General features: G+C 38.4%; 19 protein-coding genes. 7 read left to right on the top strand and 12 right to left on the bottom strand.

The window, feature by feature from the left end:
- Nucleotides 1-26 precede the first annotated feature (26 nt).
- Nucleotides 27-386, bottom strand: a complete 360-nt coding sequence (locus CFPU101_RS04295) for a hypothetical protein (RefSeq protein WP_206814083.1) — start codon at nucleotides 384-386, stop codon at nucleotides 27-29.
- 151 nt (nucleotides 387-537) lie between these two features.
- Entirely contained in the window at nucleotides 538-633 is a 96-nt protein-coding gene (gene psaM, locus CFPU101_RS04290) for a photosystem I reaction center subunit XII (RefSeq protein ID WP_073596774.1), read from the bottom strand.
- Between the two features lie 216 nt (nucleotides 634-849).
- Here psaM and CFPU101_RS04285 point away from each other — a divergent pair, with 216 nt between their 5' ends.
- Complete coding sequence (locus tag CFPU101_RS04285) at nucleotides 850-1,584, top strand: TerC family protein (RefSeq protein ID WP_206814082.1); 735 nt, start codon at nucleotides 850-852, stop codon at nucleotides 1,582-1,584.
- A gap of 65 nt (nucleotides 1,585-1,649) precedes the next feature.
- Here the strand turns inward: CFPU101_RS04285 and CFPU101_RS04280 are convergent, their stop codons facing one another.
- A complete protein-coding gene (locus CFPU101_RS04280; RefSeq protein WP_206814081.1) occupies nucleotides 1,650-2,057 on the bottom strand; it encodes a thiol-disulfide oxidoreductase DCC family protein in 408 nt (135 codons plus the stop codon).
- A gap of 229 nt (nucleotides 2,058-2,286) precedes the next feature.
- Between CFPU101_RS04280 and remA the strand changes: the two genes are divergently transcribed.
- From remA to clpP, 3 genes are all read left to right on the top strand, one after another.
- Entirely contained in the window at nucleotides 2,287-2,553 is a 267-nt protein-coding gene (gene remA, locus CFPU101_RS04275; protein ID WP_206814138.1) for an extracellular matrix/biofilm regulator RemA, read from the top strand.
- Nucleotides 2,554-2,582: 29 nt separating this feature from the next.
- The gene (gene gmk / locus CFPU101_RS04270; protein WP_206814080.1) at nucleotides 2,583-3,149 is read left to right on the top strand and encodes a guanylate kinase; all 567 of its coding nucleotides are present in this window, start codon (nucleotides 2,583-2,585) and stop codon (nucleotides 3,147-3,149) included.
- A gap of 108 nt (nucleotides 3,150-3,257) precedes the next feature.
- Nucleotides 3,258-3,863, top strand: coding sequence for an ATP-dependent Clp endopeptidase proteolytic subunit ClpP (gene clpP, locus CFPU101_RS04265; protein ID WP_206814079.1), 606 nt, complete (start codon nucleotides 3,258-3,260; stop codon nucleotides 3,861-3,863).
- Between the two features lie 55 nt (nucleotides 3,864-3,918).
- Here clpP and CFPU101_RS04260 read toward each other — a convergent pair whose 3' ends face one another.
- From CFPU101_RS04260 to CFPU101_RS26220, 3 genes are read right to left on the bottom strand one after another with little or no spacing between them, the layout of a single operon-like run.
- Nucleotides 3,919-4,725, bottom strand: coding sequence for a potassium channel family protein (locus CFPU101_RS04260; protein ID WP_206814078.1), 807 nt, complete (start codon nucleotides 4,723-4,725; stop codon nucleotides 3,919-3,921).
- A 31-nt stretch (nucleotides 4,726-4,756) separates the two neighbouring features.
- Nucleotides 4,757-4,939, bottom strand: a complete 183-nt coding sequence (locus tag CFPU101_RS04255; protein ID WP_206814077.1) for a hypothetical protein — start codon at nucleotides 4,937-4,939, stop codon at nucleotides 4,757-4,759.
- A complete protein-coding gene (locus tag CFPU101_RS26220; protein ID WP_374191928.1) occupies nucleotides 4,857-5,144 on the bottom strand; it encodes an HPP family protein in 288 nt (95 codons plus the stop codon). The genes CFPU101_RS04255 and CFPU101_RS26220 overlap by 83 nt, the downstream gene beginning before the upstream one ends.
- A 474-nt stretch (nucleotides 5,145-5,618) precedes the next feature.
- Here CFPU101_RS26220 and CFPU101_RS04250 point away from each other — a divergent pair, with 474 nt between their 5' ends.
- Nucleotides 5,619-6,110 carry a hypothetical protein gene (locus CFPU101_RS04250; protein WP_206814076.1) on the top strand — a complete coding sequence of 164 codons (492 nt, stop codon included), beginning with the start codon at nucleotides 5,619-5,621 and terminating at the stop codon, nucleotides 6,108-6,110.
- On the opposite strand, the gene CFPU101_RS04245 is transcribed toward CFPU101_RS04250, so the two are convergent.
- Together CFPU101_RS04245 and CFPU101_RS04240 are read right to left on the bottom strand one after the other, a co-directional pair.
- Nucleotides 6,107-6,274 carry an AI-2E family transporter gene (locus tag CFPU101_RS04245; protein ID WP_206814075.1) on the bottom strand — a complete coding sequence of 56 codons (168 nt, stop codon included), beginning with the start codon at nucleotides 6,272-6,274 and terminating at the stop codon, nucleotides 6,107-6,109. The two genes, CFPU101_RS04250 and CFPU101_RS04245, sit on opposite strands and share 4 nt — an antisense overlap.
- A gap of 139 nt (nucleotides 6,275-6,413) precedes the next feature.
- Nucleotides 6,414-7,103, bottom strand: a complete 690-nt coding sequence (locus CFPU101_RS04240) for a hypothetical protein (RefSeq protein ID WP_206814074.1) — start codon at nucleotides 7,101-7,103, stop codon at nucleotides 6,414-6,416.
- Between the two features lie 593 nt (nucleotides 7,104-7,696).
- On the opposite strand from CFPU101_RS04240, the gene CFPU101_RS04235 reads away from it, so the two are divergent.
- Both CFPU101_RS04235 and CFPU101_RS04230 read left to right on the top strand, forming a co-directional pair.
- The gene (locus CFPU101_RS04235) at nucleotides 7,697-9,946 is read left to right on the top strand and encodes a ribonuclease R family protein (RefSeq protein ID WP_206814073.1); all 2,250 of its coding nucleotides are present in this window, start codon (nucleotides 7,697-7,699) and stop codon (nucleotides 9,944-9,946) included.
- Nucleotides 9,947-9,949: 3 nt separating this feature from the next.
- Entirely contained in the window at nucleotides 9,950-10,708 is a 759-nt protein-coding gene (locus CFPU101_RS04230; RefSeq protein WP_206814072.1) for a DUF3153 domain-containing protein, read from the top strand.
- An 86-nt stretch (nucleotides 10,709-10,794) separates the two neighbouring features.
- Here CFPU101_RS04230 and CFPU101_RS04225 read toward each other — a convergent pair whose 3' ends face one another.
- The 4 genes from CFPU101_RS04225 to CFPU101_RS04210 all read right to left on the bottom strand — a co-directional run bounded on the left by CFPU101_RS04225 (nucleotide 10,795) and on the right by CFPU101_RS04210 (nucleotide 13,646).
- Nucleotides 10,795-11,673, bottom strand: coding sequence for an aldo/keto reductase (locus CFPU101_RS04225; RefSeq protein WP_206814071.1), 879 nt, complete (start codon nucleotides 11,671-11,673; stop codon nucleotides 10,795-10,797).
- Nucleotides 11,674-11,686: 13 nt separating this feature from the next.
- On the bottom strand, nucleotides 11,687-12,877 hold the full coding sequence (locus CFPU101_RS04220) for an L-dopachrome tautomerase-related protein (protein ID WP_206814070.1): 1,191 nt from the start codon (nucleotides 12,875-12,877) through the stop codon (nucleotides 11,687-11,689).
- A gap of 23 nt (nucleotides 12,878-12,900) precedes the next feature.
- Nucleotides 12,901-13,101 (bottom strand): copper chaperone, encoded by a 201-nt coding sequence (locus tag CFPU101_RS04215; protein ID WP_206814069.1) that lies wholly within the window; start codon nucleotides 13,099-13,101, stop codon nucleotides 12,901-12,903.
- A gap of 128 nt (nucleotides 13,102-13,229) precedes the next feature.
- Nucleotides 13,230-13,646 (bottom strand): hypothetical protein, encoded by a 417-nt coding sequence (locus CFPU101_RS04210; RefSeq protein ID WP_206814068.1) that lies wholly within the window; start codon nucleotides 13,644-13,646, stop codon nucleotides 13,230-13,232.
- Nucleotides 13,647-14,547: the final 901 nt, after the last annotated feature.

Raw genomic sequence — 14,547 nt, 5'->3', positions numbered from 1 at the left:
TTACTGATTTTAGACCCTACCGATTATTATTGAGACATCCAGAAAATACGCCGTTGATTAGGATCGACTCGGTAACTTTGTTCTTGCATCAGTTTTTGAGTTTGTTCAGGGTCAAAATTTCGATTTAACTGACCTCGCAATTTATCCACCCTAATTTCTGTATCCTGTACTGCTCGACGGACTTCGGCTAATTTCGCTTGTTGTATCTCTTGATAGGGCCAAAGCTTGATTAAAGCAGTAATTGAAGCAACTGACAGGATGAGATTCATTCCTAATTTAAGAGTTGCTTCGATCGCTATACCTTGATGGACTCGTTTAGCATCATAGCGTCTTGATGTCTTCTTCGATTTAGAGGGCGGTTGTCGTCGTCTGAGTTCAGTTTTCATTAGAAAGTAGATATAATCTTGTCACATCAAACACAGAAAGCATTTTACGTCTTTATGAAGCTTATCACCCGACAAGCGAGACAGGCTACCTATGCTAAAACTAATCACCCCAAAAAAGGGATGATTAGATTGAGGTTTAAGACGAAAAAACCTACTTATAAAGTTCCGTCGCTAAACGAAAAGCTAAGATGCCTGGAATCAAAGCAACCACGAGAGCTACGAAAACTTGGGTATCTGAAATTGACATTGTGGATAACTCCTAAATAAGCCATTCAATCATTAATTTGCTTTAAGGTTGGCCTTTTGTAAAATACCTTGTTACAAGTCTTTATATCCGAGAGGGTTAGTCAAGGGGAGCCACTCGGTAATTGTAAAGAAAAAATAATACACTGTAATATAGGACTTTCAAAAGTCCTAGTAGCTAGTTTGGCTCATCTGCTCTTTTGTCTGATAAAAATTATTAATGTTAGATCAAATTTTAGATCCATCTGTGGGTGTTAATTTCAAAACCCCGATTATTCTATTGGTTCTCATCGCTCTAGAAGCTGTTTTATCGGCTGATAATGCGGTCGCTCTTGCTGCGATCGCTCAAGGATTAGAAGATAGTCAACTACAAAGGAAAGCTCTGAATATTGGGCTAGTGGTTGCCTATGTACTACGAGTGATTTTAATTTTGACTGCAACTTGGGTGATCAAATACTGGCAATTTGAGTTAATGGGAGCCGTTTATTTATTATGGCTGGTTTTTAATTATTTTACATCTAAGAGTAATGGCGAAAAAGACGATGACTCCTCACATCGTCGTCTTAATTTTACGTCGCTTTGGCAAGCAATTCCAATGATTGCCTTTACCGATTTGGCTTTTTCTTTAGATAGTGTAACAACTTCAATCGCTGTTGCTGATGAAACTTGGTTGATTTTAGTGGGTGGAACAATTGGTGTCATCACACTGAGATTTTTAGCTGGTTTATTTATTCGCTGGTTAGATGAATATGTCCATTTAGAAGATGCGGGTTTTATTACGGTTGGCTTCGTAGGTTTGCGCTTATTCCTAAAAGTTTTTGATAATCATATAGCCCCTCCAGAATGGTTGATGATTGCGGCAATTGCCATTTTGTTTAGTTGGGGATTTTCTGAGCGTAAACCTCAAGATGAAATAAGTGACAAAGCAAATACCGAAAAGTCATTGGTCGATTAATCTTTTTAAATAATGCTAAGAGAGTCGTTTTAAGAACGTCTCTTTTTTTATTTTTCTAACTTTGGTTAGTCTTTTTGATTCGCACACCCCATAGGATAAGACGATTGATAGATGGCGTTTCGTTTCCCAAACCACTCATATCGATGATCTCGAACCTGTTCATAAGTGGCATCTCCAAGTAATTTCATTCCGGGTAGACTCCGATAAGCAGTTAAAAATAATGCTCCCATCGGTAATAATCGTACAATTTCTTCGGCTGCTGCACTGCCTTGCCAACGCGAGTCAGGATGCTGACTATCAATTAAAATGATCCCCATTTGACAATCCTCTGCGGTGATGCCAAATTGCTTTAAAGTCTGTTCATCCTGCATCGGAACATATTGAAATAGATTTCCTTGATCAAATGTTTCTAAAACTTGAGTAAATGTTACACAAAGATTACATTGACCATCATAAATAACACAATATACCATAAGTCATTCAATTAAACCTTGATTTTGGACTATATCTAATACTTTAGCGTTTCATATTTGGACATCAATTCAGCCGTTAGGAGGAAAATCTGAGAAAATCGAAAAAAAAATTAATAATTAGATAAATATATGTCTTTTTACCTTGAAAGGCTCAATTTTTATCGATAACATGGTAAATAATCCTCTCTCGACAATTCTTTGTCATAAGGGTAAGCCCTATAGTAAGCGTATGGATATTCAGCTAATTAATATCGGCTTTGGTAACATTGTCTCTGCTAATCGCATTATTGCGATCGTTAGTCCCGAATCCGCCCCTATTAAACGTATTATAAGTGATGCGAAAGAACAAGGACGACTCATTGATGCAACTTATGGTCGTCGTACTCGTGCCGTCATTATTACTGACTCTAGTCACGTTGTTCTTTCTGCCATTCAACCCGAAACCGTTGCCCATCGCTTTGTGATTAACAAAGACGCGCAACTCAATAATAATTAAGTTTTACCCTAACTTAATCTGAATCATTCATGTCATCAGGTCAACTGATTGTCATCACTGGCCCTAGTGGTGTTGGCAAAGGAACATTAGTTCGTCGTCTTCTGGAACATTACCCTAACCTTCATCTTTCCGTTTCTGCTACGACTCGTCCTCCTCGTAGAAACGAAACTGAGGGACAAGATTACTATTTTGTGACTCAAAAACTGTTCCAACAAATGATTCAAGAAAATAAGTTATTAGAGTGGGCGGAATTTGCTGGAAATTGCTATGGAACTCCTCGTTTTGCAGTCGAAGAAAAACTCAAACAAAATATCTCGGTTTTACTAGAAATCGAAATAGAGGGTGCAAAGCAGATTAAACAAACCTTTCCTAACGCATTTCGGATTTTTATTCTGCCTCCTTCTTTTACTGAATTAGAACACCGTTTGCGTCAACGGGAGACTGAATCAGAAACCGCGATTCTACGCCGTTTAGAACGCGCTAAAGAAGAAATCGCCTTAAAGGAGGAATTTGATCGACAGATTATTAATGATGACCTAGAAACCGCACTAGCCGAGCTAATTAAAGAAATTGATTCCATTCTTAAAAAAGAATAAGGTATCCCCCAGTCAGAAGTATATGGTAATCACTACTTGTAGGGTTGGTCAACTCGTAGAAGACTAGCGTACAATCGAAAAATATCAGTCATTACTTACTAAAACTCAATGATTCCTACCGTAATTGAAACCTCTGGGCGAGGTGAACGCGCTTTTGATATTTATTCTCGCCTTCTCCGTGAACGCATTGTATTTTTAGGGCAACAAGTGACTGACGAACTCGCGAATCTTGTTGTTGCTCAATTACTTTTTCTCGAAGCAGAAGACCCTGAAAAAGATATTTATCTCTATATCAATTCTCCTGGTGGTTCTGTCTCAGCTGGTTTGGGGATTTTTGATACAATGAATCAAATCCGCCCCGATGTTTGTACCATCTGTATTGGACTAGCTGCTAGTATGGGTGCTTTTCTGCTCAGTTCTGGTGCAAAAGGTAAACGCATGAGTTTACCCAACTCTCGAATTATGATTCACCAACCTCTTGGCGGCGCACAAGGACAAGCAACTGATATCGAAATTCAAGCTAAAGAAATTTTGTATCTTAAACAGTTATTAAACGAACATTTGGCTAATCATACTGGACAGCCATTAGAAAAAATTGTTGAGGATACCGAACGTGATTTCTTTATGTCTGCTGAAGAAGCAAGCGACTATGGACTCATTGACCAAGTGATTAACCGTCGTCCCTCAGCTTTTAATCCTCCTGATACCAATTGATTTATGATGGATAGCCTGATTCAGTTAGTTGATGATGAGTGAAGGCTATCCATATTTATTCTAGTTTTTGGTTTAACATAACTTGAATTTCCTCACGAAGTGCTTTAACCTCTTGTTGAAGATTTGCAAGGGCTTCCATCCCTACAACATCAGCCGAAGGGTTTTCCGCATCTTGACCGATAAAAAAAGTCGCTAAGGTAGCCGCCACATAACCGAAAATCGCAAAAGCATAAACAGCGAGGAAAAAACAAAGCAGACGGCCTTCTGGCGTTTTAGGAAAATAATCTGCTCCCATCGTCGTCATAACCATCGCTGTCCACCACAAAGCCGTTCCATAATCTGATAAGCCCGATGGAACATCTTTTTCAAAAGCATACATTCCAGCCGCCCCAATCAAGCACACAAAAGTGGTTAGTCCAATGATATAACCAAAGCCTCGACGCTGAAAACTGGTAGCCAGAGAACGCATTCCTCGATTGGTACGCGTCATGATTTGTAATAATCTTAAGCTACGAATCCCTTTAGCACTCCTGAAAACTCTAAGAATACGAGTAAAGCGAAAAAGCCGAAGCGCAGGCAGTAGCAGAGAAACAACGGTTAACCAGTTACGCTTTAGATAAGTAACTTTTACTGGTGCTAGGGCAAACTCTAGCAAAAAATCCAGCCCAAATAGAATCCAAATAGCGACTTGCAACGTATCGAGGAAAGGGTTTAGTCCCCAGACCAATTCAACAATAAAAAGAATTAACCACACAAAACTGAGAAACAGCATCGGTAAATCCAGCCAATCCTCAATCTGTTGCAAAATTTCATATCTTTCTTGTTCTATAATCTGTTTAGAATTTCGACTGAATGGATTCATCGATTTGACTCCTGCTTTTAAGTTTTCCTGCTCAACGGTTGCAATAGGCTAATATCCAAAGAGCTAAACGTTCTAAGACGACTAAGATAGCAGTAATACCTACCGCTAAACCGAACAAGACTAAATTATTTTCATTCCCCGCACGTAAGGCAAAACTGCGATGACTTAATGAAGTTGACACAGCAGGAGGATGGACGACATCGCAAACAATCATTAATATGATCGTATATGACCATCGCACAACCACCCGAAAAGTATCCTGAGCCTATACAGACAAAAGCGATAAAGCCAATGATAGCCGCCATTAGATGAGAAATAACAAGTGTCCGAGCCGAGTTAGTCCCGTGTTGGGGATCGAGATAGATCAAAAAAGCACTTGAAGCTAGAGAAGCATAAAGTAATCTTTGCCGAGTTAACACCTCAACTAAGGCTAATACGATTAGGACTAGGATAGTTGGACTTAGGGCTAAAAGGAGTTCTCCTCGTAAGTTGAGGCGTTTTCTTAAAGAGCGATTTGCTCCCTCAATGATTTAAACTGGATCGGTCTTCATTCATGAGGGACAGAACATTATTTTTTGTCACAATTGTTGCTTGGAACGAGTCACTCGAAAAGACACCTAAGAGATAATTTTACTAATTTGAAGATTCCGAAACAAATTTATCTTTTTTAAAATATTTTTCTCTTTTCATGATCATGGCAGCAATGCTTAAATTGAGTCTAATCTTTTTTTGAATATTGCAGTTCTTAAATAGATAATTTATGAGTTTTCCTTCTACAAGAGGATAGAAATATTTTTCAGTCAATCTAACATTGGTAAAGAAGTTGAGTTTGTTAGCAAAGCTCAAAAGCAAGTGCTTAAGTCTGGCGAGATGATGAGCAATAGGAGAATTAAATGCGTCAATTGATTATTCAAGTCCCACGCGGTAAAGGCCAAAACGTTTTTGCTCTAATCAAAGATCATCAAGGCGTAAACTTTTCTCTGATTGAGGCGATTGCTAGTGATGGAGCGATCGATTTGGTGACGCTGTACCTACCTAATCAACAAGTTGAAGAATTTTTAGGACAAGTTCAAGATCTGCCTAATGTTCACATTACTTTGCTCCCTTTGGGTGTTATGGCCCTACGTCCCCCTGAGACTGAAGCAGCCAAACAAGTTAAAAATATACAGGAACGCAGCCCCATTGAGATTTTTTTATCAGGTTTACAAAGTGTGGGGTCATGGCGAGGATTTTTAGGCTATGCGGCGATCGCAGGAATTGTGGTTTGGATTGGGTTGTATACTAACATGGTCTATTTACTGGTCGCTGCAATGTTGATCGCTCCTTTACAGCAACAAGGTTTTAATCTTACTCCCTTGGTCGATGTTAACGTTCTAACCCCTTAAAAATTACTTTTAAACCAATCTTTAATTACAATTTCCTGAAGTAAAACTTGTAAAATAATGGTGAGAGGTAAAGCCATAAACAAGCCTAAGAAGCCGAGAAATATCGCAAAAATTAATTGAGAAATTAGAGTAGCAGCTGGTAAAAGAGATACCTGTTTTTGCATGACAAAAGGCAAAGTTTACAAAACGACCAAGATATCGAAGAGGTAGAAAAAAGATCTCGTTTGATTATGGATAATTTAAACTGATTAATTAACTTAAATTTGATGAGTAGGGGCTTGATTGCCAAGCCCATTTATAAATTTAAGGAGTCGGTAAACTTTCTAGATATTGCAAAAATTCGATGAGTTGTTCATCTTCTAGTAATTGACGGGAACGCTTACCATAGGTACTAATTAGATAATCTCGTCCTTGTTCGCTAGTCCAACCTAAACGCTTCATTTCTAGATTGGTTTTAGCGATAACATCAGAATAATCTGTAGGTTCACTTGTTGTTACTTTTTGTGGCGGTTCAGGTACCAAAGATGGTGGTTCTTCTGTATTAATCAGAGAAATTGGCTCATCTTCTATTTCGGCTGGCTCAGTCTTATCAAACAGTTCTTCTGAAATATCATCATATAATCCTAATTCTTCGGGTTCTGAGATCGGTTCTGAAAATTCAATCGGTGGAGTAATGGGTAAAGCGGGTTTGACTTTTTTTTCGGTTTTAGCTTGAGTAACCGTTGCTTTTTGTGGAATTACTGTTTCTGATTTTTTAGAATTTTGCTCTTTATGGTTTGTTGTTGGTTTTTCGTCGAGGTTTAGTAAGGCAATTGCTCTAATTCTCGCCTGATCTTCGGCTGTTTCAACTGTATCAGCCGCCGCTATTCCAGTAGCGATGATCACGCCTTCAATTTGTACGCTCACCCTAACAATGTATTTGCCGTGATCAAGAAGCAATAATTCACTAATTAGACCACCATTAGGGTAGCGTGTCCGAAATTCATTTAACATAGATTTTTAGAATCACTCGTCGAATTTAGTCTTTTTGTACTACTAAAAATAGTCTATCGTTTAATTGAATAAATTGTCACGTTTTTTGATACAATTAAAGATTAAGTCAAATGGTTATCTAAAGTTAAGCCTTTTCAAGGGAGCTATCGATTAACTAACGATTGCTTTTTTAAAATTTTACTTTTAAAAGTCTATCTTGACGATCGCTAAATCGCTAGGCCTAACTTTAACCCAACCAAAGTAGCTGTTTTCTAGTTATAGCTTCATCTTCAGCTAGTGATTAGAATAAACTTTAGCCTCAAAAAGAAAACTTCAAAACTCTCTTTTGAGGACGCTCAAGTTCAGGGTTAACGACTACGAAGAGATCAAATCATTCAAGTTGCTTTGGTTTAATCACCAAAAGTCAAAAGAATGAAACCGATTCGCTGCTAATTCTTGAACTTTTTTTTCAAAAGATAAAAATTATTGTAACAATTATCTGAGCTACATTTTTAAATTTCGATAGACGCAATGTTTAGCGTTTCTGTGTTTCCGATGATCTAAGGCTCAGAGTTCACTACTGTATAAGCTTATCTTCAAAAGGACATTCATAAATGGATTTTTCGATCGCTGCATTACTAGCTCATTTGAGTGATGATAAATTAGTCGCTGCTAAGATGCTAGAAAAAAAACTCGGATGTGAAGATGACGAAAACATCCAAAAACTCCAAATAGCACTAGAAGCACTAGAGAAAATTGGCCTCGTCACCAAAGAACGTGGAAAATATCGCAAAAACAAAGAAGAAAGTGTCGTAGAAGCAAAGCTACGCTGCTCTAGTAAAGGATTTTGTTTTGCGATCCAAGACTCTGAAGACGCAGACGATATCTATGTCAGAGAAAGTCATCTGAGCAATGCTTGGAATGGTGATCGCGTTTTAGTCAAAATTATCAAAGAAGGAACTCGCCGACGTTCTCCTGAAGGTGAAGTTAAACTGATTTTAGAACGAGCCAATCCTTCTCTACTCGCTCAAGTTAAACAAGACAATGAGGGATTTTTAGCGGTTCCTCTTGATGATCGTCTTCTTTTTGAACTAACATTGCGACAAAATGGACAAGACTTAGCCACTGCGATCGATCATCTCGTTCATGTCTCTGTATTGCGCTATCCCATTGGGGAACATCCACCGTTAGGGCAAGTAACACGAGTCTTAGGGAGTGATGCTGAAGCAGCAGCCGATACTGATATTGTGTGCTGTAAACACGATTTACCACAAGCTTTTACAGACGCAGTTCTCACTTCAGCCGACTCGTTACCTACAACGCTTAACCCTGCCGACATGGAACAACGGCGAGATTTAACAGATTTGCTTACTTTCACCATTGAAAATGAAACCACAGACGGTTTATGGCTCATCGAAAACGCTTTCACCATTGAACCGATTGATCAACAACAATGGCAAATTGGGTTACATATCACTGATGTTGCTCATTATATTGAACCCGACTCATCTTTAGATCGAGCCGCTAAAAAACGGGGAACGAGCGTCTATTTAGGAGAAAGACGATTACCGTTATTTCCTGATGGAGTACAAAAGCGATGCTCCCTCATTAGTGGCGAAAATCGTTTAACTATATCTATTTTGTTGAATTTAGATGACAAAGGCCAAGTTATTGAATTTGAAATTTGTCCAAGTGTCATTAGAGTTGACCATGCGTTAAGTTATCAAAGAGTGCAAACTTTACTCAGTAATCCAGATGAAGTCGAACCGAGTCAGCAACCTTTAGTAGAACGATTACAAACTTTATTATTAAATCTGTGTCCTTTAATTAAAGCCCAACGACTACAGCGCGGTAGTTTTGAAATTCAATTTGAGAAATTTACAGCCTACAAAGATGAAGGACGCAAAGGGGTGATTTTTGCCTCTTCTACTTTGCCCGTTCGTTCTCTTTTGAGTGAGTTAGCCGTTTTAGCAGGAATTGTCGTCGGTAAACATCTTTCAACTTTAGAAATTCCAGCGATTTATTGTGGACAACCCGAACCCGACTGGGATGAATTAGAAGATTTAATAAAATTATCTAATAACTTAGGATTGGATCTCAGTTTATCCACAGAAGAAGAAGTTTCATCACAAGATTATCAAGCCTTTACCTTAGCATTTGCCACATCTAATGCCCAAAAAGTGTTGAATTTCATGCTACAAACCACCCTAAAACCCGTTAAATACAGTAGTCACCCGATTCCTCATTTTGGTTTAGCCTATCAAGAAGGGTATGTTCACTGTGTATCCCCAGGACAACGCTACGGAGATTTGTGGATACAGCGAGTAATTAAGATCTTGTTTGCCGAAGGGCGAGATAGACGGAATAAAATAGCTAAAAATGCCGTTAATTTAGGCAGTAGTACCAGTCATGGTCAAATCAACTGGAACATTCTACCCACCGCAATTCAAGAAAGTTTAACAGAAGAATTTCATGCGATCGTAGCTCATCTCAACGAACGAGATAAAATTGCAGAAGATGCCGAAAAAGACCTAGAAGGACTCAAAAAAGCCGAGAAAATGAAAGCCAGAACAGGTCATGTTTTCCGAGGTTTGATTACTGGGGTTCAGTCTTATGGCTTTTTCGTGGAAATCGAAGATTTATTAGTCGAAGGATTAGTTCATGTCAGTTCCCTCAAAGATGATTGGTATGAATATCGCGCCCGTCATAGTTGTTTAGTTGGTCGTAAAAATCGCACTGCCTATCGCCTTGGGGATGAAGTCGAAGTCGAGGTAAAAAATGTAGACTATTATCGTCAGCAAATTGATTTAGTCACCGTTGGGGGGGGTAGTACTGCCCGTAACGAAGATTTAGAAGAGGATTAAAAAATGACCCTGAAATTTGTTGCTAGACGATTTTTACCTCTAATGATTGTCCTTCTGACTTTACTTAGTGGGTGTGTTAAGTATGATGTGCGGGTAAATTTTAAAGATCAACATCATGGTGAAATTGTTCAAACGATTATCTTAGGACAACGCTTAACCACACTCAATAAAGAAGAGTCTGAGCAATGGTTAGATAGTATTGAACAAAGAGCTAAACTTTTAGGGGGGAGTGCAAAACGATTTTCACCCGAAGAAGTCAGCGTAACAATTCCGTTTAATAGTAGTCGGGATTTAACCAAGAAATTTAATCAATTTTTTAACCCAACTTCTAATTCAGCTACTAGCATTGCTCAAGGCGAAAATTCAGAGTTATTGCAACTTGAATCGAAAATGATCACACGTCAAAGTAACTTAATATTTTTTGAGCGAAATTATATTAATCTGAATGTTGATTTACGTGCTTTGGGTGTTTTATCCAATCAGGGTAATGTGATTGTTAGTCCAGGTTCATTAATCGATTTGGAATTCTCGTTAAAAACTCCTTGGGCAGCTAAACCATTAATTACCAGTAATGCAGAAGTTACGCCAGTCGGTAATCAATTAATTTGGCATTTGCAACCAGGCAAAATTAATACACTAGAGGCGGTTTTCTGGCTTCCGAGTTATTTAGGCATTGGTACAGGGATTATTATTGTATTGATGCTACTGGGCTATTTATTCAAATACAAACGCTTTCCAGGGGTCATTGGTACACTTCCGTGAGACGAAAGTGCCTGCGATGACTTCATCAATCAACCAATCAACACCGTTTAAGGAATTAGAGTGGGGTGATGCCCCATTCTAATTCCTTAAGCGACTTGGGCAGCACCTTGTTCAAAACGCTGGATTTCATCGGGAGACAATTGGACATTAACAGATGCAACTGAATCTTCAATGCTACTGATTTTACTTGCACCAGGAATCGGTACAATACAAGGTGATTTGCTACGAAGCCATGCTAAAACCACTTGATAAACTGAAATCCCTTTTTCTTGTGCAATTTCATTAATAACAGGGATATTTTTCAGTAAATTGACCCGTCTACTTCCACCCAAGGGACTCCAAGGGAAAAAAGTTAAGCCCTCTTGTTCACAATATTCCAAAACGCCATCATTTTCGGGTTGACGCTGCCAAGGGTTGTATTGATTTTGGACGGAGACAATTTCGACAATTTCTTGTGCTTGTTTTATTTGTGCAACTGAGAAATTAGAAACCCCAACATAACGAATTAATCCTTCTTCGACTGCTTCTTTAACAGGGGTTAAAGATTCTGAGATAAGATATTCGGGGTCAGGTGAATGATACTGCCAAACATCAATTGGTCGTTCACCTCCAAGGGCTTTATGACTTTGGCGAATGGTTTGACGCAAATGTTCTGGGCTACCATCGCGTGTCCAACTTCCTTGGGGTCGCATTAGACCGCCTTTGGTTGCAATAACAACTTGACTGGTATCACCTTGGTATTTGTCTAGGGCAGTTGCGATTAATTTCTCGTTGTGGTGTTTATCCGACTCATCGACGCAATAGGAGTCCGCCGTATCAATTAATGTTACACCTAAATCGAGGGCATGGTGGATAACAGCGATCGCCTCTTCTTGTTCAGGGCGACCACTCAAAGATAGAGGCATTCCACCCAGACCAATTGCACTAATTTTTGTATCAGTTTTGCCTAGTTTTTTGCTTTCCATCGTTGCTAAAATCCTATTTAATTGGTTGGGCATCCACACGCACACGCATTACGCTATAGGGTTTGATTCGTAAATCTTGACCATTGTGATATCTAGCTTGACGGTGGAGTTGATTGGCTGTGAAGTACAGATAACCGTCATTAGCCAGTGACATCGTATCAGGCCATAGTACACGAGGGTCATGGACAAGGGTTTCGATTTGGCCATCGCTTAAACGTCGTTGAATAGCATTTTGTTCGTAATTGGTCAAATAGACTCGATTTTGGGCATCTGACTCTAAACCATCCGAACCGCCACCTTTTTCACCAAGATCAACGACTGTTTTAGCCACCTGCTCATCTGACAACTGCTCATTAGACAGCGCATCAACACTGACACTATAAAGCTTTCTGCTGGCTAGAGGACAGTAGTATAATTGTTTGCCATCCGCACTAATCGCAATGCCATCTGCACCTAGTTTAATCGGTTTAGGCGGTTGATTCGGCATCCGTTCGAGTAATACTTGTCCTTCGACACTGGGTAAAAATCCTGGTACTGCTTTGGTTGAGGGATGGTCATTCAGTTTCCGCCAACTACGCCCTGAATCGAGATCGACGACAATAATACCATTAGGGCCATTTCCTGAAGAATCAGTAATATAAGCCATACCACTCCGTCCTCGACGCAGATCAAAACGTATATCGTTTAGATAAGTGGTGGGTAAAGCAACTTCTTGCGGAAAAAGAATCGTTTTAAAAATGCGATTTTGACTCAAATCAATTCCAATCAATTTCGGGCCGCCAAACGTTGTCGGGCCAAAATTAATACTACCAGTATCTAAAATCCAGAGCCGATTTTGAGGATCGATGACGACACTTTGAACTGAAACGAAGGATTTAGAGGGGTCACTAGAATTAGGTTTGTTAATCTCAGCATTCGGATAGGCGACTGGCTGACCGTTTTTAATTTCGGCAACGGTAAAATCAACTTGATCACCCCAGCGAGGAAAGTTAGTAAAGATTCTTCCTTCTTGAGATACGGTAACACCCGTTGGCATTGCTCCATTCATTTGAACGACTGGCTCAATTTGACCGATCACTTTTGCTTGAGGGAGTGCTGCTTGCTCAGTTATTTGATTGACATTTGGCTTAGATTGTGCATATACCGTTGTTGTAAAAGCAATGATTGCTAGAAAGCCAATAAGCCACAATCTAAAACGTTTCATAATTTTTCACTTGCACTTATCAATTATTTGGTACTAATCTGATAGCCCGCCGCTTCGATTAATTGCTTATAGGTTTCTTCAGAGGCTTCCCCATCGAGGGTGATTGTTTTTGCTTCTAAATTGATATCAATGTGAGTATCGGGTTCGGAACTGAGAATGACTGATTTAATGGTGTCGGCTGCGTCAGAACTATTAAGAGTTGGGACAGTTAATTTGAGTGCCATATTATTACCATGAATTGCTATACCCTTCAATTGTGAGATGCAGCATAGAGGCTTTCATTGTACTTTGGGTAGAGATTAATCTTAGCTAAAGTTTGAATTTCTAGCGATTATGGCACTTTTTTAGGAATTCACATCTCGTATCTAGCTAAATGTTGCCCTGTTCGACGACTCATCCGATAAGTAAACTCACTTACAGTTGAATTAGGTAAATCTGGATCGGGTGTCTTAACAGATCTTTCCCAATCTGCCTGAGTTGCTAGACGAGAATGAAGTAGCCCATCTGAAGCTTTAGATAATCGTAGCCACATTTTTAGGTCTACTTTACAAAAAAACTCCTCTAGCCAAACATTGGCATCTACATAAACAGGATGGTGAGTTGCAATAAAACTCGCTCGTTTGCTAGTAATATTCAGCTTTTCTTGAATTTCAGCTTTTCCTTGATAGTACAAATGGTACTTTGTTCCTCCAGAACGCCAAAGACGTTGTTGACAAATCGGACAGAAAAATTGTTGAGTTTGTTGTCTAGTTCTTCTTTTGTTAGGCATTGTATCTTCAATCAACACTCATTTATATTTATTAAATGAAAATAAGTTTCAATAAATAATGTACTTAAACGATTTTTCGGACAGCAAAAAATTGCAAAAAAATTAGAGTATAACTTAAAAAAGTCACACTTTGATAACTAACAATTTTAAATTTGACTACAGAAACTATTTAATTCATAGGTTTTTCCAAGACTTGATACAACTTCAAGTCAGTAGACCCGTAATAACTTTCTAGATCACAGTATAATTTAGAATTTTAAGAATTAAAGTCACAGCTTAATTCGTCTTTTAGAGCAAAAGTCATTAAAAGGTCACAGCTTAATTCGTCTTTTAGAGCAAAAGTCGTTAAAAGGTCACTTAATTGTTTTTATTTTGATTATGAAAATACTTAAGTCCCAAAAATATGAATTTTTGCTAAGATGCTATTTCTTAGCAAAATTGCTAGGATCTTGAAAAGTACAAATTGTTAAATAAACGATTAGAGTCGAGCCGCTCACTAACAAAATTATCTTAATTCATTAAGAATGATTACAAATCTTGTCTTGATTTTGTATCATATGTAACAAAAAAGAACTGGTTTTTACGATAAAACGCTTGATACAGAACTAAGTGAGTTAAATAACACCATTAAAAATAATTACAAAACATAATGTGTACTAATTGACTATTTATATACAATATGTATTAATATTATTTTTGTGTGTGACTCGTATTTAAAAATAAACAGTCCTGAATTTACTTCGGTTTTTAGGGATGATTTGTAAAGGGGATATTCCTAAAAAACTGAATCCAAAATACAGTGGTCTTCTGGCTACTGGTCATAGTTTCATGGCGACAGCGTATTGCTGTTGTAACTTTTAGAAAAGACACCAATGAGTGCATTCTACAAAGTTTTGTAAAA

The organism is Chroococcus sp. FPU101 (assembly GCF_017312365.1).
Taxonomy (GTDB): domain Bacteria; phylum Cyanobacteriota; class Cyanobacteriia; order Cyanobacteriales; family Microcystaceae; genus Chroococcus.
Note: the sequence above shows the minus strand (reverse complement) of the source record. Positions and strands in the feature narration are given on the sequence as shown.

Bases quoted from the DNA above. Each gene is read 5' to 3' on its own strand.
- CFPU101_RS04295 (WP_206814083.1), bottom strand. From the start codon at position 386: ATGAAAACTGAACTCAGACGACGACAACCGCCCTCTAAATCGAAGAAG.
- psaM (WP_073596774.1), bottom strand. From the start codon at position 633: ATGTCAATTTCAGATACCCAAGTTTTCGTAGCTCTCGTGGTTGCTTTG.
- CFPU101_RS04285 (WP_206814082.1), top strand. From the start codon at position 850: ATGTTAGATCAAATTTTAGATCCATCTGTGGGTGTTAATTTCAAAACC.
- CFPU101_RS04280 (WP_206814081.1), bottom strand. From the start codon at position 2,057: ATGGTATATTGTGTTATTTATGATGGTCAATGTAATCTTTGTGTAACA.
- remA (WP_206814138.1), top strand. From the start codon at position 2,287: ATGGATATTCAGCTAATTAATATCGGCTTTGGTAACATTGTCTCTGCT.
- gmk (WP_206814080.1), top strand. From the start codon at position 2,583: ATGTCATCAGGTCAACTGATTGTCATCACTGGCCCTAGTGGTGTTGGC.
- clpP (WP_206814079.1), top strand. From the start codon at position 3,258: ATGATTCCTACCGTAATTGAAACCTCTGGGCGAGGTGAACGCGCTTTT.
- CFPU101_RS04260 (WP_206814078.1), bottom strand. From the start codon at position 4,725: ATGAATCCATTCAGTCGAAATTCTAAACAGATTATAGAACAAGAAAGA.
- CFPU101_RS04255 (WP_206814077.1), bottom strand. From the start codon at position 4,939: ATGATTGTTTGCGATGTCGTCCATCCTCCTGCTGTGTCAACTTCATTA.
- CFPU101_RS04250 (WP_206814076.1), top strand. From the start codon at position 5,619: ATGCGTCAATTGATTATTCAAGTCCCACGCGGTAAAGGCCAAAACGTT.
- CFPU101_RS04245 (WP_206814075.1), bottom strand. From the start codon at position 6,274: ATGCAAAAACAGGTATCTCTTTTACCAGCTGCTACTCTAATTTCTCAA.
- CFPU101_RS04240 (WP_206814074.1), bottom strand. From the start codon at position 7,103: ATGTTAAATGAATTTCGGACACGCTACCCTAATGGTGGTCTAATTAGT.
- CFPU101_RS04235 (WP_206814073.1), top strand. From the start codon at position 7,697: ATGGATTTTTCGATCGCTGCATTACTAGCTCATTTGAGTGATGATAAA.
- CFPU101_RS04230 (WP_206814072.1), top strand. From the start codon at position 9,950: ATGACCCTGAAATTTGTTGCTAGACGATTTTTACCTCTAATGATTGTC.
- CFPU101_RS04225 (WP_206814071.1), bottom strand. From the start codon at position 11,673: ATGGAAAGCAAAAAACTAGGCAAAACTGATACAAAAATTAGTGCAATT.
- CFPU101_RS04220 (WP_206814070.1), bottom strand. From the start codon at position 12,877: ATGAAACGTTTTAGATTGTGGCTTATTGGCTTTCTAGCAATCATTGCT.
- CFPU101_RS04215 (WP_206814069.1), bottom strand. From the start codon at position 13,101: ATGGCACTCAAATTAACTGTCCCAACTCTTAATAGTTCTGACGCAGCC.
- CFPU101_RS04210 (WP_206814068.1), bottom strand. From the start codon at position 13,646: ATGCCTAACAAAAGAAGAACTAGACAACAAACTCAACAATTTTTCTGT.